The following is a 24539-nucleotide window of genomic DNA, read 5'->3' as shown; positions in this document are numbered from 1 at the left end:
TCCTTTGCGTTTCGTTTTTTATGCGTTGACATTGACAACGGTGCGACCTCGCACCTGGCCTCGGAGTACCGAGTTGGCGATGCCAGGCACTTCGGTCAACCCGATCACCTGTGTCGCGTGTGCAAGTTTGCCCAGATCCAGATCGGTGGCAAGGCGTTCCCATGCCTGCAGCCTGACGTCCTGCGGTGTGTTGACCGAGTCGATGCCTGCTAGGGTTACGTTGCGCAGGATGAAAGGGAGGACGGAAGCGGGTAAGTCTGCACCCTGCGCGAGCCCGAAGGCCGCCACGGCGCCACGGTAGCGCGTTTGCGCCAGCACGTTGGCCAGTGTGTGGCTTCCCACGGAGTCGATCGCGCCGGCCCAGCGTTCCTTGGCGATCGGTGCGCCAGGCTCCGACAGCGTGCGGCGATCAATGACTTCCGCAGCACCTAGCTCCCATAGGTACTTGGTCTCCTCCAGGCGCCCCGTGGAGGCCACCACCTTATAGCCGAGCTTGGACAGCAAAGCGATAGCGATGGACCCAGCTCCACCACTTGCCCCAGTCACCAGCACATCACCTTTGTCAGGCGTCAGCCCCATGTGCTCGAGTGCGAGCACAGACAGCATTGCGGTGTATCCAGCCGTGCCGATGGCCATGGCATCTCGCGTCGAAAACACGTCAGGCAGCTTGATCAGCCAGTCGCCGCTGACGCGTGCCTTCTGCGCGAAACCTCCGTGATGTGTTTGACTCAGACCCCAGCCATTGGCGACAACGCGGTCGCCCACCGCGAATCTTGTGTCCGACGATGCTTCGACGATGCCCGAAAAGTCGATGCCCGGAACTAATGGAAACTCGCGAATTACTGGGGCGCGTCCAGTGATCGCCATCGCGTCCTTATAATTCACCGCCGAATATTCAATCGCGATAGTGACGTCGCCCGGCATCATGTCGACTTCGTCGAAGTCGACCAAGGTGGTAGAAATTGCATCGCCCGTCTTGGCAGCGAGAAGCGCTTTGAATGTCATGGTCATGGCTCCTTTGATGCATTGGGTTCATCTGTCGACCCCATGCGGATGGGAAAAACTGAGCGACGGGCTGCTCGATCAGCCGACATGGTGAGATGCCATGGCACCGCCATCACCGGCGTCGTTAGCGGCTCTTCTTTCATCATGCGCACCGGCAGCGCCACTCCAACGGGTGAAACAAATGCCGCCGGTAGCGCAACGCCGTAACTTGTCGTACTCGGCAAATAACCTACGGCGTGCGTTTCGAGAAAGAAGGGGTGAGTCTCAGGCGTGCGGCAAATAGCGCTCGGCCGCGTGTGCTTGTCGAATGTCCGACATCAATCCTTGGCGTGCGCCATCTAACGCGTCCCAGCGCTCTGCAACATGCAGCGGCGGGATCGTGACCAATTCGCGGCGGTCGAAGCCAACCAGTGCCGCATCGACCAGTTCGTCGACCTCCATCACCTCGGGGAGGCTATTGACGTCAATGCCGGCGCGCTCCCAGATCTCGGTGCGGGTCGATGCCGGAAGCACCGCTTGCACATAGACGCCCTTGGGCGACAATTCCAAGTTCAAGCCTTGCGACAGGAATAGCACGAAGGCTTTGGTGGCGCCGTAGATGGACATGCCGAACTCAGGGGCGAAACCCACCACCGACCCAATGTTGACGATCGCGCCCGCACCGGACTGTGCGAAGCGCGTGGCAACCGCACCAGCGAGCCGCGTCGGTGCCGTGGTGTTGAGTGTGATCAGGCGTTCGATGTCTTCAGCGGTCTGCTGGACGAAGCTGCCCGACTGAGCCATGCCGGCGTTATTGATCAGGACGCCGATGCGCGAGTCATCGCGCAGGCGAGTTTCGAGCGCGGACAGGTCGGCGGGGTGTGTGAGGTCGGCCTTTACGACTTCGACGGCCACATTGCATTCTTCGCGCAGACGCGCTGCCAGGGCATCCAGGCGCGACTTGTCACGCGCAACCAGCACGAGGTCGTGGCCACGGCGGGCGAAGCGGTTGGCGTAGGTGGCACCGATGCCGCTGGAGGCGCCGGTGATAAGGACAGTCGGAAGGCTGGTCATGGGTACTTTCCTTTTTTAAGGGTCGTTGTGGCAAGGCGCAGGCACTGGTGTGCTTCAGCCTGAGATGGTCGGGTAGTCGATGTAGCCCGCAGCGCCACCACCGTAAAGCGTGGCCGGGTTGATCTGTGTAAGCGGTGCGCCGGTCTTCAGGCGTTCAACAAGATCGGGGTTGCTGATAAACGGACGGCCGAAGGCGAACAAGTCAGCCTTGCCATCGTTCAGCTGTACGGTGGCAGATTCCAGGTCATACCCGTTGTTGGCCAGATAGGTCTGCTTGAACTGCCGGCGTAGCGCGTCATAGTCGAACGGGGCGATATCACGCGGACCACCAGTCGCGCCTTCGACAACGTGCAGATAGACGATTCCTAGCGCGCTGAGTTGCGAGACGATGTATTCATACTGTGTCTGCGGATCACTGCTAGAGATTCCGTTCGCGGGGGAAACGGGGGAAATGCGCACGCCGGTGCGTTCGGCGCCGATTTCTTTCGTAACTGCGGCGACAACTTCGAGCACCAATCGAGCGCGGTTCTCAATCGAGCCGCCATAGGCATCTGCGCGCTGATTGGCCCCGTCTTTGATGAACTGCTCCAGCAGATAGCCATTAGCGGCGTGGATCTCGACGCCGTCGAAACCGGCAGCGATAGCGTTCGCTGCTGCTTGGCGAAAATCGTTCACGATACCCGGTAGTTCGTCGAGTTCCAGGGCGCGTGGTTCAGACACGTCTACAAATCCGTTATTGACGAAGGTTTTGGTCTCCGCGCGGATCGCTGACGGCGCGACGGGTGCCGCACCCCCCGGCTGGACGTCGACATGTGATACGCGGCCCACGTGCCAAAGCTGGACGAAGATGAGCCCACCTTTGGCGTGCACGGCTTCCGTAACCTCGCGCCAGCCATCAATTTGCTCCGGCGTGTACAGGCCAGGTGTGTCCTGATAGCCCTGAGCTTGGGCCGACACCTGGGTAGCTTCGGTAATGATCAAGCCAGCAGAGGCGCGCTGGCCGTAGTAGGTCGGAGCCAATGAGCTGGGCACGAGACCCGCACCCGCGCGGTTGCGGGTCAAGGGCGCCATGACAATGCGATTGGCGAGCGTCAATTTACCCAGAACGTACGGTTCGAAAAGCGTCTTTTCGGTCATGTTGGTTCGGTCTCTCACAGGTAGGAGTGGCATTTATGATGATCATCATAATCTAACGTGTCAACACTTTGATGATGGTTGACATCAATGTATAGTTGAAACACGAGGAAGACACGGATCCACTCAGACGAAACATGAAGGTCACCAGAGCACAGGCGCAGGCCAACCGCGCGCGCGTTGTTGAGACGGCGTCCGCCCTGTTCCGGGAGCGCGGCTACGACGGGATTGGCGTTGCTGATTTGATGGCCGCCGCTGGCTTGACTCACGGCGGCTTTTACAAGCAATTCGGGTCGAAGGCTGACCTGATGGCAGAGTCGGCGGCCTGCAGCATCGCAAAGACAGCCGAACTGACCACCGGCGTGGATATGTCGGAATTCTTGCGGCTGTATCTCTCCCGAGAGCATCGCGACAGCCGCTCGACCGGTTGCACGCTGGCCGCGCTAGGCGGGGATGCCGCACGTCAACCAGAATCCGTCCGGACTACCTTTGCGGCCGGTATCGAGCGGCAGCTCGCTGCACTCAATGTTGGGTGCTCTCAGGTGGACAGTGCTGAAGCGGGCAAGGCAAGAGCGCAGTCTCTCAACATACTTGCGCACGCGGTCGGCGCCCTCGTCATGTCACGTGCCTGCCCGGACGATTCGCCGCTGGCAGATGAGATCCTCTCAGTGTGCCGCGACACGATCCTCGCGCTACTGAGTCCATCTGATGCAAGCGGAAGGTGTGCACGCACTCCCCGATGATCCCAAGCCGATTCAGGATGAGGTACTGCCAATGACCGTCGACCAGACCATCGAACTTTGGAAGGCAGACGAGGTAGCAATACGCGCCCGGTTGAGAGAAGCCGATGCGGCCCCTCAGGAGCAGGTCGCCGGACGATCTGGCATGGAAATCTTCGAGGCGATTTTTGCTGGCGAGCTTCCACCGGCGCCGATGGGCGAAACACTCGACTTCATTCCCATCCACATGGAGCACGGCGTGGCGGTGTTCCAAGGGCGGCCACAACGTCGACACTACAACCCGCTCGGCACCGTGCACGGTGGCTGGTTCGCGACCCTCCTCGACTCGGCCGTTGGATGCGCGATTCACACCATGTTGCCGGCGGGCAAGGGGTACACCACGCTCGAACTTAAGGTGAACATGGTTCGGGCACTCAGCAGCGATGTGCCGCTTGTGCGTGCTGAGGGGAAGGTGATCCATGTAGGGCGCCAGGTCGCCACTGCTGAGGGACGCATCGTCGGACCCGACGGCAAGTTGTTTGCCCATGCAACCACTACCTGTCTGATCCTCAACTATCCTGCTCCCGCGACAAGGATCGGTCCATGAGCACGTCCCGCATCGCCGCAACGTTGTACTGAAAGGACCCTGGTGCTGGCGAGTAAAGACGGTGTCACCAAATGCGCACGCAATAGCAGGGAGGTCGGATCACTGGCCGACAAGACCGTCAAAGTTCGGTGCGAACCTGTCGCAATGGGAGTACGAGCGGCCCGACGGAAGTTGTAACGCGCCGGCCGGTCCTTCTATCTACTCAGAGGTGGGCCTCCCTCAGTAGTCCCCTACATTTTTTTGTGCGCACGGATTTGTGGGGTCGAGTCGGGGTACCTGGCCCCGTCCGCCAGCCACGATAGCGGCTGCCTTCCTATTCTTAAGTGGTTGAAATAAAAGGAAAAAGTTTGCTGGCAAGGCTTTGTCTGCGTGCGGAAGTTCCAAATTGAGTGACCGAAGTTCCAGATTGAGTGAATCTCGACACCAACTTCCCATTCTTGAAATCGTAATACCCCGTCCCTATAATTAGCACTCGCCGGGCAGGAGTGCTAACAACGCCTCCGACCCCCGATGCTTTCCCGATGCGCCGCGCTCTTGCGGCGCGTTTTGTGAATAAACACTCACTTTGCATTGAGGAGTTGTGTATGAACCTGCGTCCTTTGCACGACCGCGTGATCGTGAAGCGCCTGGACAACGAAACCAAGACCGCTTCGGGCATCGTCATCCCCGACGCCGCCGCTGAAAAGCCGGATCAAGGCGAAGTGCTGGCCGTCGGCCCGGGCAAGAAAGACGACAAGGGCAATGCGATCGCGCTGGACGTCAAGGTCGGCGACCGCGTGCTGTTTGGCAAGTACGCCGGCCAGGGCGTCAAGGTGGATGGTCAGGAAGTCCTGGTCATGCGCGAAGAAGACATCATGGCTGTGGTGCAAAAGTAAGCACGCGCTCGTTCGCAACGCTTACCCGTAACCCAATCCTCTTTGCCGGCGCAGCCCATCCCTAAACGGGAGCGTGCGCGGGCAACATCCAAAGATTTCGGAGATTCTCAAGATGGCAGCTAAAGACGTAGTGTTCGGCGACGCCGCACGTGCCAAGATGGTCGAAGGCGTGAACATTCTCGCCAACGCAGTGAAGGTGACCCTGGGCCCGAAGGGCCGCAACGTGGTGCTGGAGCGCAGCTTCGGTGGCCCGACCGTGACCAAGGACGGTGTGTCGGTCGCCAAGGAAATCGAGCTGAAGGACAAGCTGCAGAACATGGGCGCGCAAATGGTCAAGGAAGTCGCTTCCAAGACCAGCGACAACGCCGGTGACGGCACCACCACTGCAACGGTGCTGGCCCAGTCGATCGTGCGCGAAGGCATGAAGTACGTTGCCGCCGGCATGAACCCGATGGACCTGAAGCGCGGCATCGACAAGGCTGTGACGGCCGCTGTTGAAGAGCTGAAGAAGATCAGCAAGCCGACGACGACCAGCAAGGAAATCGCTCAAGTTGGCGCCATCTCGGCCAACAGCGACGAATCCATCGGCCAGCGCATCGCTGAAGCCATGGACAAGGTCGGCAAGGAAGGCGTGATCACGGTGGAAGACGGCAAGTCGCTGGCCGACGAGCTGGACGTCGTGGAAGGCATGCAGTTCGACCGCGGCTACCTGTCGCCGTACTTCATCAACAACCCGGAAAAGCAAGTTGTCCAGCTGGACAACCCGTTCGTGCTGCTGTTCGACAAGAAGATCAGCAACATCCGCGACCTGCTGCCGGTGCTGGAACAAGTGGCCAAGGCTGGCCGTCCGCTGCTGATCATCGCTGAAGACGTCGAAGGCGAAGCCCTGGCAACGCTGGTGGTCAACAACATCCGTGGCATCCTGAAGACCGCTGCCGTGAAGGCTCCGGGCTTCGGCGACCGCCGCAAGGCCATGCTGGAAGACATCGCCATCCTGACGGGCGGCCAAGTCATCGCTGAAGAAGTCGGCCTAACGCTGGAAAAGGCAACCCTGAACGACCTGGGCCAAGCCAAGCGCGTTGAAATCGGCAAGGAAAACACGACGATCATCGATGGCGCAGGCGACGCCCGCAACATCGAAGCACGCGTGAAGCAAGTGCGTGCCCAGATCGAAGAAGCGACCTCGGACTACGACCGTGAGAAGCTGCAAGAGCGCGTGGCCAAGCTGGCTGGCGGTGTTGCCGTGATCAAGGTTGGCGCTGCCACCGAAGTCGAAATGAAGGAAAAGAAGGCCCGCGTGGAAGATGCTCTGCACGCAACGCGCGCTGCCGTGGAAGAAGGCATCGTGGCTGGTGGCGGTGTTGCACTGCTGCGCGCCCGTGCGCTGATCTCCGGCCTGAAGGGTGCCAACGCTGACCAAGACGCCGGTATCAAGATCGTGCTGCGCGCCATGGAAGAGCCGCTGCGCCAGATCGTCACCAACGCTGGCGACGAGGCTTCGGTTGTGGTGTCCAAGGTCATCGAAGGCCAAGGCAACTACGGCTACAACGCCGCCACCGGCGAGTACGGTGATCTGGTGGAAATGGGCGTGCTGGACCCGACCAAGGTGACCCGCACCGCGCTGCAGAACGCAGCTTCGGTCGCTTCGCTGATGCTGACCACGGATTGCGCCGTGGCAGAACTGCCGAAGGACGATGCAGCTCCGGCAATGCCGGGCGGCATGGGTGGCATGGGCGGCATGGACGGCATGATGTAATTTGCCTGTCCGGCAACCTGGCCCGGCCGTCCTTCGGGACGGTTGTTCCAAAAACCCCGCGGGTGCGAGCCCGCGGGGTTTTTTGTTGCCCGGTTTGTTAAGACGGCGTTAACGCTGCAACGCAACGGCCTTCGCTACAATCGGCCCACCCGCGAGTCTAGGCATGCTTAAGCGCGGCACGATAACAACACAGGGAAGGGAAAACAGATGAACGACATCGCAAGCGAGTCCGTCCTGGGCAGCGCCCCCGCTCCGGCTGCTCCACAGCCCCTGCGTCTGCGCTTCATCGGCAGCGGCTCGGAATACTTCCGCATCTGGATCGTCAACCTGCTGCTGACCGTCGTCACGCTGGGCATCTACTCGGCCTGGGCGAAGGTGCGCACGCTGCAGTATTTCTATCGCAACACGCAGCTGGCGGGTTCGAGCTTCGACTATCACGGCAGCCCGATCGCCATTCTCAAGGGCCGCGCGATCATCTTCGTGCTCGCGGTTGCGTTCAACGTGCTTGGTCATTCGTCGCCGGTGTTGTCGCTGGTGTTCCTGGCGCTGCTGGCGGCAGCGTTTCCGTGGCTGCTGGTGCGCTCGCTGCGCTTTCGCATGGCCAATTCGAGCTACCGCGGCTTGCGCTTTGCGTTCACGGGCAAGGATGCCGAGGGCTACATGGTGTTTCTGGTGTGGCCGATCCTGAGCGTCTTCTCGGCCTACCTGCTGGCGCCACTGGCGCATCAGCGCTTCAAGCGCTTCCAGCACAAGAACACGCGCTTCGGCACCACGTCGTTTGATTTCTCCGGCACGCCGGGCAATTTCTACGGCGTGTATCTGCGCACGTTCGGCCTGGCACTGCTGGCCATTGCCGTTGCAGGCATTGTGATCGGTGGGCTGGGTATGTCGATCGGCAAGACGCAGGGCACGGCCGGCAAGGCCATCGCCATCGCGCTCACTGTGGTGGCGATGTACGCGGCCATGCTGTTCCTGACGCCGTATTTTCTCTCGCGTCTGCAGAACGTCGTGTGGAACCACACCACGCTGGGTACGCACCGCTTTCAGAGCCAGGTGGGCGCGCTCAAGCTGTTCTGGATCTTCGTGTCGAACGCGGTGCTGATCGTCATTACCGTGGGCCTGTTCACGCCGTTTGCGCGTGTGCGCACGCTGCGCTACAAGCTCGATTCGGTGACGATGTTCGCGTCCGGCTCGCTCGATACCTTCGTCGCTGGCGAAACCGCCAAGGTGGGCGCGCTGGGCGACGCCGCCGTGGACTGGTACGACATCGACATCGCGCTGTAAGCACCGCAAGGCAAGCCATGATCCTCGCCATCTACTTCGACGGCCGCACCTCGCGCGCGCAACCCGTGCGCCTTGCCGTCGAGGCGGGCGAGGCCGTGCTGTTCGACCCCGAAGGCACGGCGCTGCGTCGCGCGCCGCTCGTTACGTTACGCGTGTCGGAGCGCGTCAAGCATGCGCCGCGCCTGATCACCTTCGACGACGGTGCCTTCTGCGAGATCACCGACCCGGGCGAGCAGGCCGCGCTCAATGCGCTGCTGCATCGCACGGGGTATCGCGAAGGCTGGGTTGTCCTGGCGCAGAACAGCTGGAAGCTGGCGCTGGGCTCGCTGCTCGCCATGGTGGTGGTGCTGGCGCTGGGCTACCGCTACGGCTTGCCGTGGGGCGCGAAGGTGGTGGCTGGCATGGTGCCGCAGCGCGTGGAAGCGCAGCTCGGCCGCAGCACGCTGACGGCGCTGGACGAGCGCTGGCTCAAGCCGAGCAAGCTGCCTGTCGCGCAGCAGGACCGCATTCGCGCAAGGTTTGCCGCGCTGCGTGCGCCACAGGCAACGCACACGTATCACATCGTCTTTCGGGATGGCGCCATCGGTGCCAACGCCTTTGCGCTGCCCGGCGGCGACATCATCGTGACGGATGCGCTGGTCAAACTGGTGGGTGAGGGCGATGGCCTGACAGGTGTGCTGGCGCACGAGGCCGGCCACGTGGAATATCGCCACGGGTTGCGCCAGGTGATTCAGTCGTCGGCCATCGGCACAACGGCCGCGCTGCTGTTTGGCGATGTGTCGACCATCCTGTCTGGCGTGCCGGCGGCGCTGCTCACGCTGCGCTACTCGCGCGACTACGAGCGCGATGCCGACCGCTATGCCGCGCGCCTGTTGCAGGCGAACGGCTTGTCAGTGGGCGCATTCGCCGATGTGCTCCAGGCGTTGGAAGACACGCACGGCGGTACGCGCAAGGCGAACACCGCGAAGCAGCCTGATGCCGCCAGCGATGACGAAGCCGCGGCGTTTTTTTCGTCGCACCCGCTCACGCGTGAACGTATCGAAACCCTGCGCCGGTTTGATCGGACGCACGGTGGCAGCGATGGCGATGCCGACTGACACAGCACACACCGCACTCGTCCGATTGCCCTCAGCCTCGTCATCCGTTTGATGGATTTCTCAAGCCTCCCGTGCCGCCAAGAATGGTGGTAGAGGGTAGGGGAGGGACATCATGCGACACGCAGAATCGGGCGTCATGGAGGCCCTGGCGGGTGCGCAGCCGCCAACGCTTGCGCAGCGTTTTCCGGATCGCATGATGCTGATCCGCGTGGCCCGCTTCGGCGTCTCAGGCGTCGCGGCTACCGGCGTGCACGTCGCGATTGCCACCACGCTCATCAACGGTTTTTCTGCTTCTCAGGTCACGGCCAATGGCGTGGCGTTTGTCTGTGCCAACGTCTGCTCGTACCTGCTCAACGCGCTGTGGAGCTTCTCGGCCAAGCCCGGGCGTGCCAACTTCCTGCGCTTCTATGCCGTCTCGTTGCTTGGCCTGGCGCTCACGCTTGGGATCTCGTGGCTGGCCCAGACGCTGGGCCTGAGCTACTGGATCGGGCTGGCGGCGATTCTGTCGGTCGTGCCACCGTTGACGTTTGTGTTGCATCGGTTCTGGACGTTTCGGTAGCAGAGGCTGCATGCGCTGCGTGCACAAGCTGAGCGCAATGCAAACGTACAGAGACTTCGCGTTTCAGTGCTGAATCATACGTACGGACAGTTTCCGACTGCGCTTGCGGCGGCTACAACTGACGAGAAGGGACGGGGAAACCTGCACGCGGGGAAGCAGCTCGCGTCAGGCAGTCAATACAACGCCCAGCAGCCATTTACATCGGCGGAGGCGAGGCACATGCGTAGATATTGCAACCAGAAGCAGAGGGGAGTGGTGCTCCCGATGGTCGGCCTAGTCATCGCTATCCTGTTGGGAATGGCTGGCTTGGTCATCGACCTCGGTGGGTTGTTCGTCGCCAAGACAGAGCTCCAGTCTGCGGTGGATAGTTGTGCGCTGTCGGCAGCGCAGGAGTTGGATGGCAACTCCGATGCGTTGACGCGCGCGACAAGCGCGGGGCTGACGGCCGGTAATGCGAACCGGATCAAGTACCAGAAGGTTTCCCCAGCGCTGACCGCTTCGGATGTTACGTTCAGCGATTCTCTGACAGGTACGTTCAGTTCGAGCTTCTCGCCAGTCGCAAATGCCCGCTACGTGAAATGCGACCACCTCACGAGTGGAATTACCGCGCTGTTGATGCGGTTTGTTGGTGGGGCCACCAGCAATGCCGTGGGTGCGGTTGCTGTGGCGACACGGGTTCATGCACAGAGCACATGCCCTATTCCGGTGGCCTTGACCCCGAAATCCGGACAAACTGCTCCCGACTATGGGTTTCAGGTCGGTGAATGGGTTGGCATGGTCTACAACAGCTGCAGTGGCACGGGTTGCTCGTCAGTCCCGCCTGGGGAGATGGGGTGGTACAACCTCGATGGCAGCACCAATGCAAATGAAACGAAGCTCGAGATGGATCAGGGCTACTGCAATTCCAAGGTCGGAGACCAACTAGGTACACCCGGCGCAAAGGTGTCCGTTGACGACAATTGGAACGCCCGCTTTGGCATCTACAAGAACAAATCCAATGCGTCGACATTGCAACCGGATTTCACAGGTTACGCCTATACGTCCACCAATTGGACCAACGCGGTGCCGCAAAACGCCTACGGTGGCACGCCCGCAAGCGGATCTGACAAGACCGCCGACAACTTCAAGAACAAGCGGCTGGCCTACGCCAATTACGACGATACCGGCACCAGCGTGAACGGCGGGGACAAGATTACCGCCCTCAACATTCAGGGCGGCTACAAAAATCTTGCGACAAGTGGAGCTGGCGGTGACCTTGCCACCTATGGTTTGAACCGGCGCATCGTTCTGGTGCCGGTTATTTCCTCTGCTTCGAAGATCATCGACTACGCGTGCATGCTGATGTTGCAGCCCATCGATGGGGTGCACGCTACGCCCCAGTTCGAGTACCGGGGTAATGCCGGAAGTTTGACCAGTCCATGCACACCGAGTGGCCTGGCGGGTGGCACGGTGGGGCCGTTGATTCCCGCACTGGTGCAGTAGGAGCGAGCGATGAAAACACGACAAAGAGGCGTGGCGCTGGTCGAACTGGCCATTGTTATCAGCATTTTGCTGGCGATCACCTTTGCGATCACGGAATTTGGCCGCGCCATCTACACGTACAACACCCTGACTAAAGCAGCACGCGATGCTGCTCGTTATCTGAGCACGCAAGCGGCTGGTAGCACGGCCGCTTACGCCACAGCGACGAACCTGGCTGTCTATGGAAAGCCCACCGTGAGCGGTACTCCCACGCCGCTGGCCCCAGGGCTTGCCGCGAACATGGTATCGATTTGCGACGCGTCCAACACGAGTTGCACCTCCAATATTGCTCAAGGCACCAATCCAGCGATCAACACGGTGACCGTGGCGATCTCGGGCTATCCATTCGTGCCCGCGTTGGATCTGTTGGCATTCACTCGCTTCTATTCGGGTGGCACTGGAAGCATCACGGCGATCACGTTTGGGAGCATCTCTGTGACCATGAGGCAGGCTTATGAATAAGCATCAGAAGGGTACAACGGCGCTTGAATTCGCTATCGTTGCAGCAATGTTCCTGACGGTGGTGCTCGCCATTCTCGACTTTGGGCGCATCCTCTACACCTGGAATGCGGTTGGTGAGGCAACGCGCTGGGGCGCTCGTCAGGCGGTAGTGTGCAGCATTGGATCAGGAACCGTACTCGCCAGGATGCAGCGTATCCTGCCCAGCCTCCAAGCGACGAACGTGACCGTGCAGTGGTACGACGCCAGCGGAACTGTGAGTACTACCTGCGATGCCACCAATTGCGCGGGTGTTTCCGTCAGCGTTGCGGGGCTCACAGTCTCCCCCGTTTCTCCTGCCGCCTGGATGGGTTTTTCTTCGATAGCCGTACCGGGTTTTTCCACCTATCTGCCCCGCGAGATCATGGGGCAAGACGCGAACAGCTCGACGTCCGGCGGCCCCTGTACCTGACCCACCTTTCGAGATTCGCCGCCATTGCGGGCGGACGGGGGCTCAGTGGATAACGAACTCAAATCACTGACGGGGTTGCGTGGCGTCGCGGCGCTCTACGTTGTGGTTTATCACTTCCATCCGGTGACGGGCAACGGGCCGATTTCGGCGTTTTTCCGTCACGGCTATCTGGCCGTAGATCTGTTCTTCGTACTGAGCGGATTCGTTATGGCTTTGAATTACGGCTCAATGTTCCGAGACGGATTCTCTGGCAAAGCCTACCGCAAGTTCCTGATACGGCGGATCTTTCGTGTCTACCCGCTCTACTTGTTCATCACGACATGCCTGGCTGCTGGATTATTGCTGGGAGGCGCAGTGCCGATGAGCAATGTATTCGCTTTCTTCTTCGTGATCGTTGCAAACACGCTCATGATTCAGTCGTGGGGTATTGCGCCATCCATCGTGAGCTCTGCGTGGTCGATTAGCACGGAATGGGCGGCATACCTGCTATTTCCACTGCTGGTTTCTATTCTGCTCTACAGCCGCAAGTCGTATGTCATCGCCGGATCGATTGCCAGCCTGGCTAGCATTGTTACCTTGTCCCTCGTGGACCCATCGCTAGTTCTTGGCTCGCAGCGCGAGCGCAATGGGCCCCTGGATCTTTGTGCATTTGATTCGATTGGCCCAATGGTGCGCTGCATTGCTGGCTTTTCCCTCGGCCTGCTTGCATATCGGATACGTTCGATAGCCCGAGTGCGGGAAATTCTTGGCTGCACACCTATGTCGACCACTATTGGCATCACGGTCGTCGCCCTGTTGTGTATTCCCCTCTCCGACACCGCGTTGGCCATGCTCTTCCCAGCTTTGATTATCAGCTTGTCATTTCAGCGTGGCTTGCTCTCAAAAATACTCGGCACTCGCGCGATCTACGCGCTTGGCGTTTGGTCATATTCCATTTATCTGATACATGGGCCATTCACCGATCTCATCCGCGTACTCGCTGCGAATCCGGTGGTGCATTCCATTCCGGGCGCAGCGACTGCCCTGACTGTCGTCTCAATGGTTACTGTAGTGGCCTTAAGTGCGCTTGCCTACAGTGCAATCGAGGAGCCGGCACGGTCACAACTGAAAAATATTCTGCTTCGCCAGCGAGTGTCGCCCAACACGGAAACGGCGCACCATCAGCCATTGCCGCTTGATGATGTCAGATCTGGATCCTAGTTCCTTGATTTGTTGACGCTGTTGTATCTGGTGTCCGGCCAAACAGAAGCTCAGAACTGATTTTTGCACTCGCTCTGGGTTGAATCGCCCAGCCTTCTCTTGGGCGTTCCTTTTCAGCTGGCCCTGCGACTCGAAACAACCTGCCGAACACCGGGAGCCCTAGCAAGCGAGCGTGCCCATATCTCGTTATTGGGCCAGAAGGTTGGCGACCGCAACTTCCCGCATCGGCCTTGCCGCTCTTTGCATTGGGAATCGGCTGGATACAGCCCTCCAAGTCAATATGCACCTGTTGGATGGCTGCACGTTCGTTCTTGCGCTGGCCTGTGAGGATGACTGGTTGGAGGCCATCCTCCTGAGCTTCTGGAAGCCCGCCCATCGTTTTTCGATGCTTGGGGGCACGAATTTGGTTGGGCTCAAGAATGGCGGCGGCCAGTATCGCCGTGTCGGGCAGGTCGAATTCTGCTCACGAACAAAAGAAAAAGCCCGGCGCGCGTCCGGGAACAGGACCACCGCTGGCGCAGAGCGCCAAATGACGGTCCGGGGGCCTTTACCACCAAGCTACCTTCGCTTACTCATGTCAGGCTCCTTGGGCACTCAGGGTGGGCAGTAGAACCCGATAGATCTGAATGACTGCCGGCCCGAGCAGTACCAGCATCAGCGAGGGGAAGATGAAGAAAATCAGCGGGAAAAGTAACTTGAGGGCGATCTTTGCCGCCTGTTCCTCCGCCAGCATCCGGCGCTTGGTGCGCAGCATGTCGGATAACACGCGTAGCGAATCTGCGAGGCTGGTGCCGAAACGATCCGCTTGGATGAGCATCGATGCAAACTTATCGACGTCTTCCACACCTGTACGCAACGCAAAGTTCAACAACGCTTTTTCCTTTGAGAACCCAGAACGTAGCTCCAACAGCAAGAGCTCCAGCTCGTCGGCCAACACGGGACACCGTAAGGCAAGCTCCTGCGATACACGCATCAGGGCCGCGTCCAGTCCCAGGCCAGCTTCCACACACACCGTGAGCAGGTCGATTACGTCGGGGAACTCTTCGAACACGTCGCGTTGCCGAAGCGCAATCTTGCGCGCCAAGGCGAAATTGGGCAGGTAATAACCGATGGCACTTAGCGTCCCGAGCACTGCGATCATTGCCTCCCGGCTGTCGAACATGTGACTGCTGCTCAAGAAAGCCAAAGCAATCAGCGGAAGGACGATTGCCAGGACGGTCTTGAGGGCAAAGTAAAGTGACGGGGCCGAAGCCTGGCGCCAGCCTGCATTCATGAAGCGCACGCGAATCTGCGAGTTTTCCCACCCTTCTTTGGGCAGCGACAATTGTGAGACCGGCTTGGCCCAGGTGGCCAGCTTTTCAACCCACGCATTGTCCTGTGGGCTTGTGCTGACGGTGTGCCCCCCAATCTGCTGTATGCGGCCGCGTTCGCGCGCTGGCGAAAATAGTTGCAGCAGGCCGAGTGCGCTACCGAAGACAGCGATGAAAATGAGGACTAACACCAAGGTTTGTCCGGAATAGATGGTCTGCATGATCGGCCCCCTTCAAAGGAATTGAGTGCTGACATCAATACCAATACGTGTCAGACCCGGATACGGATGATCTTGCGCATCCAGAAGATGCCAAGCACCATGTTGAATAGCGCCACACAGATCATCTTCACCCCGATCGGGTCTTCCCAGAGTATCTTCATGAAGCCCGGATTGATTAGGAGAATCAGCCCAGCGGTGCAGAACGGCAGCAGGCCGAGAATCCATGCCGACAGACGCCCCTCGGCTGAGAGCACTCGGACCTTGTCGTACAGCTTCAGGCGTTCACGGACCAGCTTGCCGATGGTGTCAAGAATCTCAGCCAGGTTGCCGCCGCTTTCACGTTGGATCAGTACCGCAATGACGAAGTAGCGAAGGTCGTTGACTGGTACGCGCATCGCTAGGTTGGTCAAGGCCTCGTCGAGTGGGACACCGTAGTTGATCTCGTCGAAGGTGATGCGGAACTCGGGGCCCATTGGCGCCTTGATCTCTTGCCCAACCATGCCAAGGGCACTGGAGAAGGAATGGCCGGCGCGCAACGCGCGCGCGATCATGTCAACCGCGTCGGGAAGTTGCGCTTCCAATTGCTTGAGCCGCTTATGCCGGCGCCTGACGATATACAGGGCGGGCAGTGTGCAAGCGGCCAGCGCGGCCAGGACCATGATGATCATGGGAATCTGCAGCCACACGCCGAGCGCCAGCACGCACAGTGCGGTCAGAGTGCTGTAGCCCAGCAGTTGAGCGACCGACCATGGGCTGCCGGATTGCTCCAGCCAGCGGTCGATGGCGGACACGCGTGGCAGGCTCATCAGCCAGCGCTGGAACCAGGGCGACTCGCTGAGCAGGCGCTTCTTGAGAATCGACAACTGTTCCTGCCCGACATGGCCACCGGCCGACAAGGCTCGGATGCGTTCGTCGATCCGCTTGGCCTCAGGTCCGTGGGTGCTGTTCCACCATTGGTAGACGCCCTCGATGCAAAGCACCACCGCTACGAACAGCAGGATTGCGAAGGCGTAGAAGATCTCGTTCATTTGGGTGCCCCCCTTTCTTTGGTTAGGCCGGTTGACCCGGCCTCAAACCTCGAAGTGCCTGACGGGATCAAAGGTTTCGTCTGGCAAGCCCACCCCAAACACACGCAGGCGTTCAGCGAACTTCGGATACACACCGGTGGCGCGGAAGTGCCCTTTGACGGCGCCGTCCTGTGCAATGCCCGTGCGCTGGAAGGTGAAGATTTCCTGCATGTTGATCACGTCGCCTTCCATGCCGGTGATTTCCTGGATGCTGATGACCTTGCGGCGGCCATCGGTCAGTCGCGCCACCTGGATGATTACAGTGATGGCCGAGGCGATTTGCTGCCGAATGGTCTTGGGCGGCAGGTTTAGACCCGCCATGTTCACCATGTTCTCCATGCGCGTGAGCGCATCGCGCGGAGTGTTCGCGTGGACAGTAGTGAGCGACCCCTCGTGGCCGGTGTTCATGGCGTTGAGCATGTCCAGCGCTTCACCGCCGCGCACTTCGCCCAGGAGGATGCGATCCGGCCGCATGCGCAGCGCGTTGCGCACGAGTGCCCGCTGCGTGATCTCGCCCTTGCCCTCGATGTTGGGTGGTCGCGTTTCCAGGCGGAGTACGTGTGGCTGGCGCAGTTGCAGTTCAGCGGCATCTTCGATGGTGACCATCCGTTCGTCTGCTGGGATGAAGCCTGAAAGGATGTTCAGCAGCGTGGTCTTGCCGCTGCCCGTGCCACCTGAAACGAGTACGTTCACCTTGGCTTGCGACAGCGCTTGCATCAGCTTTGCCATCGGTGGCGTGAGCGTCTTGAGATCGATGAGGTCCGAGATTTGCAGCGGGTTGGTCGCAAACCGGCGGATCGAAAGCAGTGGCCCATCAATGGCCGAGGGCGGGATGATGGCGTTCACGCGTGACCCGTCGGGCAGGCGCGCATCAACCATCGGGCTGGTCTCGTCAATCCGCCGGCCCACGCGTGATACGATCTTCTCGATCACCTTCATCAGATGGCTGTCGTCGTAAAAGGTGACGTCGGTGAGTTCCAGCTTGCCGCGCCGCTCCACATAGACTTGCTTGGCGGTGTTGACCAGGATGTCCGACACAGTCGGGTCTTGCAGCAATGGCTCCAGCGGGCCGAAGCCGAACATCTCGTCATACACGTCGGTGGTCATCTGCCGGCGCTCGGTATCGTTGAGCAGCAGCTTTTCCTCATCGATGATGTTGTTGACCAAGGCACCGAGCTCGTGCCGGACCTGCTCGGTTGGGAAGCGAGCTAGCCGCTCTAGATCGACGCGGTCCAATACCACTTCATGGACGGTTTTCTTGAAGTCTCGATAGGCCGGATGTCCCCCCACACTATGATGGCTAGGCGTGTGTCCGTTCATGGACAACGGCGCGTGGTCCGGGCTGGATAGCTGTTCGCGGATCGACATGATGGGCTCCGTCTGACTGCAAAAATGGACAGGAGAAACTCAGGCAATGTTTGGAGAGGACGTTTTGGCGCGCGTGAATAACTTACTCAGGGAGAACCCTTTCTCTTGCGGCGCTCCACGGTCGTTCTCGCGCGCCGTGGCGAGGATGTCGGCCAGGGCAACGAGCGCCTTGGCCATGGTGCTGTTCCGGTGTTCCTTGGCAATGGGTACACCATGGCAGATGGAATCATCAACCGCACCAGCATCGTCGGGCAGGATATGGAAGAGCTTCTGGCCGAAGACATGCTCCAGCGTGGCCCGTGGCAACTCGTCGCGCTTGCCATGCCGGTTAAGCAGAATGCGGAGCTTTTCGGCGGGGTAGTGCAGGCCATGCAAGATATCCAGCAGACGCCGGCCTGTGCGCGCAAAGGCGATCGTCGGCTGCACCACCACGCAGATCTGGTCGCTGTGATCGAGTACCGCAATTGACAGCGGGTTGATCGCTTGTCCGACATCTACCAGCACGAAATCGTAGATCGGTGATACCAGCGAGAGTACGTATTCGATCTTGTCTTTCTTGATTTCGCCCGCCTTGATGGGATCGCTGGCGCCAGCCAAGATGTCGAAGTTGTCGGCTACACGCGTCAGGCACGCCTCCAGGAAGGCGTCGTCCAGCCGATCGACCTGCGCGCACACTTCGGACAAGGTGGCGGGTGGTGTCTTGTTGCTCACCAGAAAGTGCGTGTCGCTGAACTGCGTATTCAGGTCGATCAGCAGCACGCGCTTGTGCGCGTGCGCAGCCAGCGTATAGCCGATGTTGCTGGAAATGACGCTGGAGCCGGCGCCACCCTTGCTGGAGATGAACGCGACCACGCGTGCTTCGTCCTTCGTTCGTGGGGTGTAGTTGGTTTCCAGCCGGGTGAGTGCCGTTGTCAGCTGCGCGCGTTCCAACGGCCAGGTCAGTACGTCACTGACCCCAGCTCGCAGCGCACGGATCAGGTCGTCGCGTTCCTGGGTTTGCGTAATCAGGATGCAGGGCAGATCGGCGTATTGCTGCCGCAGCACCTCGATGCTCAGCATCTGCGCAGAACCGGTGCCCGGTTGATCGATGATGAGCGCATCGGCACTGCGCAACTGGCAGGCATGCGTCGACAGGCTGCCCGGCGCCGCCTGCAGCCGCATGATCTGGTAGCACCCACTGGAGGAAACCAGGCGTGCGAGTTCGGCTAGGCGTTCGCCGTCTTCGGACGCAATCAAGATCTTGAGCATGGCAAGGCTCCCCGTTCGATCGTATGTTCTGTATGTCGTTGCATCGCCGTGTAAATGCGCCAGCGCAGAGTCCGGCGGACGCTGTCCAGGCGCTCGCCATGCGCTGCTAGCGTGTGCCCCCTCCGGACATGCCGACACCGCCATAGCCGCCACCACTGAATCCACCGCCAAAACCGCCGGAGCTGCTGCCACCGCCGGAGTAGCGCGTCATCGAGCGCTCGTAGTTCGTCATGGCGGCCACAGCGGCCTTGCCGTCGTAGCCATCCACCGCGGGCAGGCCGGCCGGTGCATCAGGATTGATCACCTGCGCTTGCTTGACGCTCGTGACGGCTTCGCCGAAGTGCTTGTCCCAGACCGGCGATGTGGTCATGCAGGCGGTTAGTGCCTGGCTGGCCAGGACCACGAGTGCTGCGCGTTGCAGGCGTTTGAAATTTGCGTTCATGGCTGTTCTCCACGTGGTTCCCGGGTTAGCGCGTCTGCGGGGGGGTGGTCGTGTCGGCCACGGTTGTTTGTCGGCCCGACGCCTTGGCTCTGGCCTGGGCAAGCCTTGCTGCGGTGGCTTCGATGCGGGCGACGCGCGCGGCGGTGTCATCTGCGGGGGCTGGCGCCGGTTCGCTGACGGGCTTCGTTGCCGCTTCTGCGACGGGTGCCGTGGCGGCAGGCTTTTCTGCCTCAGCGCTCGTCGGCGGCGTGACCGGGACCGAACTGACCTGCGTGCGCGGTGCGGGGGCAGCCGGAGCAACAGGTGCGGGTGCGGCAGGTGCGGGTGCCGGTGCCTGTGAGCTGGGTGCGGATGGCGTGCTCGGTGCCGGTGCCTGCGGTGCTGCCCCAGGTGCGGGCTTGGCGTCGCGCTTCTTGGCGCCTCGGCCTTCCATATTGCCCGTCATGTAAAGGTCGAGGTCGTTGGGCGACGAGAAGCTGTCAGTCGGCAGCGGATACGAGGCCGCCTGCATCGGCTGCACCAAGCGTGGCGTGATCACGATCACCAGCTCCGTCATGTCGTGCTGGAACTGCGTGCTGCGAAAGAGCGCGCCCAGTACGGGAACTTCGCCTGCACCCGGCAGTGCCTTAAGCGAGCCACGGGCATTGTCTTGCAGCAGCCCACCGATGGCGAAGCTCTCGCCGTCACGCATCTGCACGGTGGTCGAAGCGCGCCGCGTGGTGATGAGCGGCAGGATCGACTGGCCGTTGGTGCTTCCGCCGGAGACAGTGGCCCCCGTTGGCGACAGCTCCGATACTTCTGGTGCAACTTTGAGGTTGATGCGGCCGTTGGCCATTACGGTTGGTGTGAACTTCAGGCCAACGCCAAACTCCTCTTCCTGCAGGGTGAGGGTGGGCGCACCGCCTGAACTGCTGCTCTGGGCTACCGGGATGTAGATCTTGCCGCCAGCCAGGAAACTGGCTTCCTGCCCACTGAGCGTGACGAGGTTCGGTTCGGCAAGGATTTTGACCAAGCTGTCGTTCTTCTGCGCATCCAGTTGGACTTGGAATGGCCGGTTGTTCGCCTTGTTTGCAAAGAACGTGGTGGATGAGCCTGTCAGCAGATTGGCCAGCAAGCCGCCGCTCCATGATCCGAATCCACCTTGGAGATTGAATGCCGTGCCCAGCTGGTTCAGCAGCGTCTTCGACACTTCCGCGACCTTCACTTCCAGCATCACCTGCTGCGGCGTATCCACGATCATCATGTTGATGACGTTGCCCATACCTCCGCCGCCGCCTCCACCTACGGCTGCACCCCCACCAGTCCCGCCCTTATCCGACCCGCTTTGGGCGGCGACCGCATAGGCGCGTGCAATTTCCATGGCTTGCTGGGCCGCCTGTGCGCTCGACACGTTGCCCGCCAGCACCAGGCTGTCGGCAGCGGTCATCACGCGGATCTTCGATTCGCCCGGCATCAACTGGGCAAGCGATGTTTGCACGCCACCCGCATCCGCATTGACCACCACGTTGACGATGCTGCAGGCACCACTGCGGCCCTGCACGATCATGTTGGTAGTGCCCACGCTGCGCCCAAGCAGGTACATGGACTGCGGCGACACCATGGTCGCCTGCACCACGCCCGGGTTGCCAAGCGTGCGGTTGCGCACCGGCTCCGGCAGGGAAATGATGGAAGACTTGCCGACCGGCACCACCACATTGCTTTCGCCACGCACGGCGCCCACGCAGTTCGGCCCGCGTACGTCAGCCACCGGCGCGGTGGCCGTTGCAGGGTTCATGCTGATCGTCATCTGCATCGGTGCGGTGGAGCCTGCGCGGTTCTGCACCGTGATCGGCGCCGTGGTGGACTTGGCCACGGCACCGGCCTCGACGGCCGTCTGTGCGCTCGCATGCGGATGCACGCAGAGAAGGGCCCCGGCTGCACCCGCCAGGACGAGCATGCGAGCGCGGTCTAGGGTATGTGCGCTACGCAGTGCGGCATTGGTTTTTTGGTTCGTCTTCATATCTCCCCCCCGGAGAGGCTGCTGCACAAGAAGAAAATGCGGTGGAAATGCGCTGTGACGGATGACCTCTAGGTTGCGTTACGTATCGAGTGACCGTTGCGTGCGTGAGCGCCTTAGAAGCACTCCATGCTGCCCTGCACGCCGGCCAGTACGCCGATGCAGTCGCGCTGGCGGGCCGGTCCGGCGGCTACGTGCCGATGGACTTTTGCCGTGCTGGCCGGCGCGCTGACCATGACCACCTTGGCTGCGGGCTCGGCAGCCGGCGTCCCGAGCAAGGTGCCCTTCGTGGCACCGCCCGTTGCCGTGGCGGCAATGTCGACCTGATTGCGCAGTACCAGCGAAAGTGTCCCCACGCTACGCGCCACGTCCAGTTTCTCTGCCTGCTCCGGCGAGACTTCCAGCGTGACGGCATTGACGACCTTGGGCTGCGTATCGTCACGGCTGACTTGCTGTGCGACTGCCAGCACCAGGATCTTTTCCAGCACGATCTTCGAGATGCTGCTGTTGTTCGTGCTCTTCGAGTCTTCGTTGGTGTTGACGATCACGTCGACCAGGTTGCCCGGCAACGCGAAGCCCGCCACGCCAACCACGTCGTTCACACGCACGGTGATGGCGCGCTTGCCTTCTGCGATGACGGCGGACAGGCCACCTTTGGTGCCGGTCGGGGCGAGTTTGCTTTCCAGGATCGGCTCGCCTTTTTGCAGGCTTGCGCGAACCACACGCCCCTGCAGCGCCTTGGGGTCATCAAACGTGCCCGGCGGCAGGCTGCCGGCAGGCCAGCTGACGACGCGCAACTGCTCGTTGCCCAGCGGTTGCCCGAGATCCATGTCGTTGGCGGCGACCACGACTTGCTTGACCGAACTGGATGACTGCTGGGCCAGCCAGCGTGATGCGGACACGACTGCCGCGATCCCCGCCACCAGCGCGACGATCAGCATCACGACTGCACGCGCGTTTTTCATGATGAATTCCCCCTTCAGAGATCAATGAAACGGATCAGCTATGCGTAGCTCAGTTGCGAGCCTGCATGTCTGGCCGTCAACCCTTGTCCGCATGCAGGGAATCGGTTTTCCCGAAATCCGCATGCGTACAGAAGTAGATTTGCCACGCCCGGCGTAGCGCCTCGTCGCTCACCTCGGGCGCGCTGCCGTTGTACTGAACGGCGGAGGCCACCAGGCGCAGGAGGTCGCGCGGAATGCACGCCAGCAGCGGCTTGCCGCTGGCACCGTGCAGGGCGTCGCGCAGGTAGTCGAATGCAGCGGTCGCGTTCTGCAAGCCGAGATCGTCTGCCGCGCGCAGATAGACCTCGCGGTAGAGGTCCACCGGCAAGGGGCCCACGTACAACTTGCTGCCAAGGCGGCGCAGGAACGCGTCGTCGCCCAGGTGCCCCGGCTCGAGGTTGGTCGAGAAGACCGGCCACACATCGAACGGCACCGAGAACCGCACGCCGTTGCGCAGCGAGAACATGTCGACACGGCGGTCCAGCGGCACGATCCAGCGGTTGAGCAGTTCGCTCACGCCGACTTGCTGGCGGCCCAGGTCATCGACGATGTAGATGCCGTTGTTGGCCTTCATGTGCGGCGGCGCCTGATAGAAACCGGTAGCACTGTCGTAGCGCAGCTCCAGCATCTCAAGCGTGAGCTCGCCGCCGGAGAGCACGGCCGGCCGATGGCACATCAACCAGCGCCGGTCCAGCGGGCGGCGTGCGATGGGGCCGTCATCATCGTCTTCTGCCACGTGAACGAGCGGGTCGTAGATCTGGATGATCTCGCCGGCAACCGTGATAGCGTGGGGCACGGGCACCGTACCGGGCAGCAGCATGCCCAGATGCTGGGCGAGATAGGTCTTGCCGCCGCCGGCCGGGCCATAGAGCATCAGCGCGCGGCTGGTGTTCAGTGCCACGCCGACGTCGTCGAGCAGGTCAGGCGGCATGACGAATTTGCTGAAGACGCCCGTCACGTCGGCCTTGGATACCGCCGTCAGTTGAATGGAATGCCGTTCAATGGCCGTCACGTAGGATTCCAGCGTGACCGGTGCGGCTCCAACGTAGCTGCAGCGGGCGGTGAACTCGGCAGCGCGTGTGTAGCCGGCGTCGGTCAGGTGGAAGCGCACGTCCAGGTCATTGGCACCACGGTGGGCGACTTCCAGCATGCGCTCGCGCACGGCATAAGCGGCCACTTCGTTGATGACCATGGCCGGCAGCTTGAGCGTGTCCATCAGCATGACGAGCGTGGCGCTGCGGTGCAGGTAGGCCACTTTCATGAGCAGGCTCAGCAGCAGCGCGATATCCAGGCCGGTCTCGGCAACGGTGCGTGGAATGATGTGCCAGGGCGCGGTGGGCTCACGCCGAGCGCCTTCCGCGCGGGAGGAGGGCACGGGTTCGAGCATGCGCGGCGCCTGCCCGGTTTCACTGCGCTCGATCATGTGGTCGCCAATCATCTTCATCACCGTTTGGCTGAGTGGATACGAACTGACGCTTCAGGCGGACGCAAACAAGACAGCAATCGTGCCGGCGGCAATGGCCACGCCATACGGCAGCGAGCCCACCGACCACGAGGCGTCGGCGCCCGGCTTGGATGCCCCGCCTTCGCGGCTGACCTCGCCCGACGTCCGCAGAATGCTTTGCAGGTTGCGGCCCAACTGCGCCATGCGCTTTTGCCGCAGCGTGATGGCCAGCGCCCAGAGGCCGCCGATCACGAACGTGGCCAGCGCAATCTCAAGGGCCATGGATGCACCGAGCCAGGCGCCCACGGCGGCCATAAGCTTCACATCGCCGGCAGCCATGCCTCGCAGCAGGTAGAAGGGCAGGAAGATCGCCAGGCCGGTCAGCCAGCCGCATCCCCACACCAGCAGGCCTTCGCCCACGCCGTGCATCGCCATCTGCAACGGCAGCGCCACCAGCCAGGCGCCGAACGTCAGCCAGTTGGGGATGCGGCGCTGTTGCGCATCGATGGCTGCGGCGGCGAGCGCCACGGCCATCGCGGCGGGGCCGATCATTGGCGAGAGCATGGAAGTGGGAATCATGAGGTCCTCGGGTGCAGTGGCGGAATCAGGTCGACATATCAAAATTCTGCTAAGCAATATTCATCTGGTGGGCCCGACATTGCGGTCACCGGACGGCGGTGGCGGGGTGGGAACGCTTGCCGTTGCAAGATGGAATCGAG

The 24539-nt window shown here is 61.2% G+C and carries 23 protein-coding genes; 11 read left to right on the top strand and 12 right to left on the bottom strand.

Annotated features, from left to right (window positions below):
* Window positions 1–18 precede the first annotated feature (18 nt).
* The 3 genes from acuI to NG900_RS10140 form a co-directional block, all read right to left on the bottom strand.
* Window positions 19–1005, bottom strand: coding sequence for an acrylyl-CoA reductase (NADPH) (gene acuI / locus NG900_RS10150; protein WP_252679849.1), 987 nt, complete (start codon window positions 1003–1005; stop codon window positions 19–21).
* Window positions 1006–1269: 264 nt separating this feature from the next.
* Window positions 1270–2058, bottom strand: a complete 789-nt coding sequence (locus NG900_RS10145; RefSeq protein ID WP_111395327.1) for an SDR family NAD(P)-dependent oxidoreductase — start codon at window positions 2056–2058, stop codon at window positions 1270–1272.
* Between the two features lie 54 nt (window positions 2059–2112).
* The gene (locus tag NG900_RS10140; RefSeq protein ID WP_252679798.1) at window positions 2113–3195 is read right to left on the bottom strand and encodes an alkene reductase; all 1083 of its coding nucleotides are present in this window, start codon (window positions 3193–3195) and stop codon (window positions 2113–2115) included.
* Between the two features lie 134 nt (window positions 3196–3329).
* Between NG900_RS10140 and NG900_RS10135 the strand changes: the two genes are divergently transcribed.
* The 11 genes from NG900_RS10135 to NG900_RS10085 all read left to right on the top strand — a co-directional run bounded on the left by NG900_RS10135 (window position 3330) and on the right by NG900_RS10085 (window position 13720).
* Window positions 3330–3935, top strand: coding sequence for a TetR/AcrR family transcriptional regulator (locus NG900_RS10135; RefSeq protein WP_252679797.1), 606 nt, complete (start codon window positions 3330–3332; stop codon window positions 3933–3935).
* Window positions 3936–3966: 31 nt separating this feature from the next.
* The gene (locus NG900_RS10130; protein ID WP_252679796.1) at window positions 3967–4518 is read left to right on the top strand and encodes a PaaI family thioesterase; all 552 of its coding nucleotides are present in this window, start codon (window positions 3967–3969) and stop codon (window positions 4516–4518) included.
* Between the two features lie 584 nt (window positions 4519–5102).
* Window positions 5103–5393, top strand: a complete 291-nt coding sequence (groES, locus tag NG900_RS10125; protein ID WP_009238929.1) for a co-chaperone GroES — start codon at window positions 5103–5105, stop codon at window positions 5391–5393.
* 112 nt (window positions 5394–5505) lie between these two features.
* Complete coding sequence (groL, locus tag NG900_RS10120) at window positions 5506–7149, top strand: chaperonin GroEL (protein ID WP_252679795.1); 1644 nt, start codon at window positions 5506–5508, stop codon at window positions 7147–7149.
* A gap of 207 nt (window positions 7150–7356) precedes the next feature.
* Window positions 7357–8433: a YjgN family protein gene (locus tag NG900_RS10115; RefSeq protein ID WP_252679793.1), complete on the top strand. Its 1077-nt coding sequence runs from the start codon at window positions 7357–7359 to the stop codon at window positions 8431–8433.
* Window positions 8434–8450: 17 nt separating this feature from the next.
* Complete coding sequence (locus NG900_RS10110; RefSeq protein WP_252679791.1) at window positions 8451–9530, top strand: M48 family metallopeptidase; 1080 nt, start codon at window positions 8451–8453, stop codon at window positions 9528–9530.
* A 112-nt stretch (window positions 9531–9642) separates the two neighbouring features.
* Entirely contained in the window at window positions 9643–10089 is a 447-nt protein-coding gene (locus NG900_RS10105) for a GtrA family protein (RefSeq protein ID WP_252679789.1), read from the top strand.
* 252 nt (window positions 10090–10341) lie between these two features.
* On the top strand, window positions 10342–11571 hold the full coding sequence (locus NG900_RS10100; protein WP_252679787.1) for a pilus assembly protein TadG-related protein: 1230 nt from the start codon (window positions 10342–10344) through the stop codon (window positions 11569–11571).
* Window positions 11572–11580: 9 nt separating this feature from the next.
* The gene (locus NG900_RS10095) at window positions 11581–12072 is read left to right on the top strand and encodes a TadE/TadG family type IV pilus assembly protein (RefSeq protein ID WP_252679785.1); all 492 of its coding nucleotides are present in this window, start codon (window positions 11581–11583) and stop codon (window positions 12070–12072) included.
* Window positions 12065–12520: a TadE/TadG family type IV pilus assembly protein gene (locus NG900_RS10090; RefSeq protein ID WP_252679784.1), complete on the top strand. Its 456-nt coding sequence runs from the start codon at window positions 12065–12067 to the stop codon at window positions 12518–12520. The genes NG900_RS10095 and NG900_RS10090 overlap by 8 nt, the downstream gene beginning before the upstream one ends.
* Window positions 12521–12565: 45 nt before the next feature.
* Complete coding sequence (locus NG900_RS10085) at window positions 12566–13720, top strand: acyltransferase family protein (RefSeq protein ID WP_252679783.1); 1155 nt, start codon at window positions 12566–12568, stop codon at window positions 13718–13720.
* Between the two features lie 577 nt (window positions 13721–14297).
* Here the strand turns inward: NG900_RS10085 and NG900_RS10080 are convergent.
* The 9 genes from NG900_RS10080 to NG900_RS10040 form a co-directional block, all read right to left on the bottom strand.
* The gene (locus NG900_RS10080; RefSeq protein WP_252679782.1) at window positions 14298–15251 is read right to left on the bottom strand and encodes a type II secretion system F family protein; all 954 of its coding nucleotides are present in this window, start codon (window positions 15249–15251) and stop codon (window positions 14298–14300) included.
* Between the two features lie 50 nt (window positions 15252–15301).
* Window positions 15302–16279: a type II secretion system F family protein gene (locus NG900_RS10075; protein WP_252679781.1), complete on the bottom strand. Its 978-nt coding sequence runs from the start codon at window positions 16277–16279 to the stop codon at window positions 15302–15304.
* A gap of 42 nt (window positions 16280–16321) precedes the next feature.
* Window positions 16322–17638 carry a TadA family conjugal transfer-associated ATPase gene (locus NG900_RS10070; RefSeq protein WP_420804141.1) on the bottom strand — a complete coding sequence of 439 codons (1317 nt, stop codon included), beginning with the start codon at window positions 17636–17638 and terminating at the stop codon, window positions 16322–16324.
* A gap of 87 nt (window positions 17639–17725) precedes the next feature.
* A complete protein-coding gene (locus NG900_RS10065) occupies window positions 17726–18934 on the bottom strand; it encodes a CpaE/TadZ family protein (RefSeq protein ID WP_252679779.1) in 1209 nt (402 codons plus the stop codon).
* A gap of 106 nt (window positions 18935–19040) precedes the next feature.
* A complete protein-coding gene (locus NG900_RS10060) occupies window positions 19041–19376 on the bottom strand; it encodes a hypothetical protein (RefSeq protein WP_252679777.1) in 336 nt (111 codons plus the stop codon).
* Window positions 19377–19401: 25 nt separating this feature from the next.
* Entirely contained in the window at window positions 19402–21375 is a 1974-nt protein-coding gene (locus NG900_RS10055) for a type II and III secretion system protein family protein (protein WP_252679775.1), read from the bottom strand.
* Between the two features lie 113 nt (window positions 21376–21488).
* On the bottom strand, window positions 21489–22337 hold the full coding sequence (gene cpaB, locus NG900_RS10050) for a Flp pilus assembly protein CpaB (RefSeq protein WP_252679774.1): 849 nt from the start codon (window positions 22335–22337) through the stop codon (window positions 21489–21491).
* Window positions 22338–22413: 76 nt separating this feature from the next.
* Window positions 22414–23799 carry a P-loop NTPase family protein gene (locus NG900_RS10045; protein WP_252679848.1) on the bottom strand — a complete coding sequence of 462 codons (1386 nt, stop codon included), beginning with the start codon at window positions 23797–23799 and terminating at the stop codon, window positions 22414–22416.
* Between the two features lie 54 nt (window positions 23800–23853).
* Window positions 23854–24399: an A24 family peptidase gene (locus tag NG900_RS10040; RefSeq protein WP_252679772.1), complete on the bottom strand. Its 546-nt coding sequence runs from the start codon at window positions 24397–24399 to the stop codon at window positions 23854–23856.
* Between the last annotated feature and the right edge of the window lie 140 nt (window positions 24400–24539).

Origin of the sequence: Ralstonia soli (assembly GCF_023955655.1) — a bacterium.
Lineage (GTDB): Bacteria > Pseudomonadota > Gammaproteobacteria > Burkholderiales > Burkholderiaceae > Ralstonia > Ralstonia soli.
The sequence above is the reverse complement of the archived record's forward strand: the minus strand, read 5'-3'. Positions and strand labels throughout refer to the sequence as shown.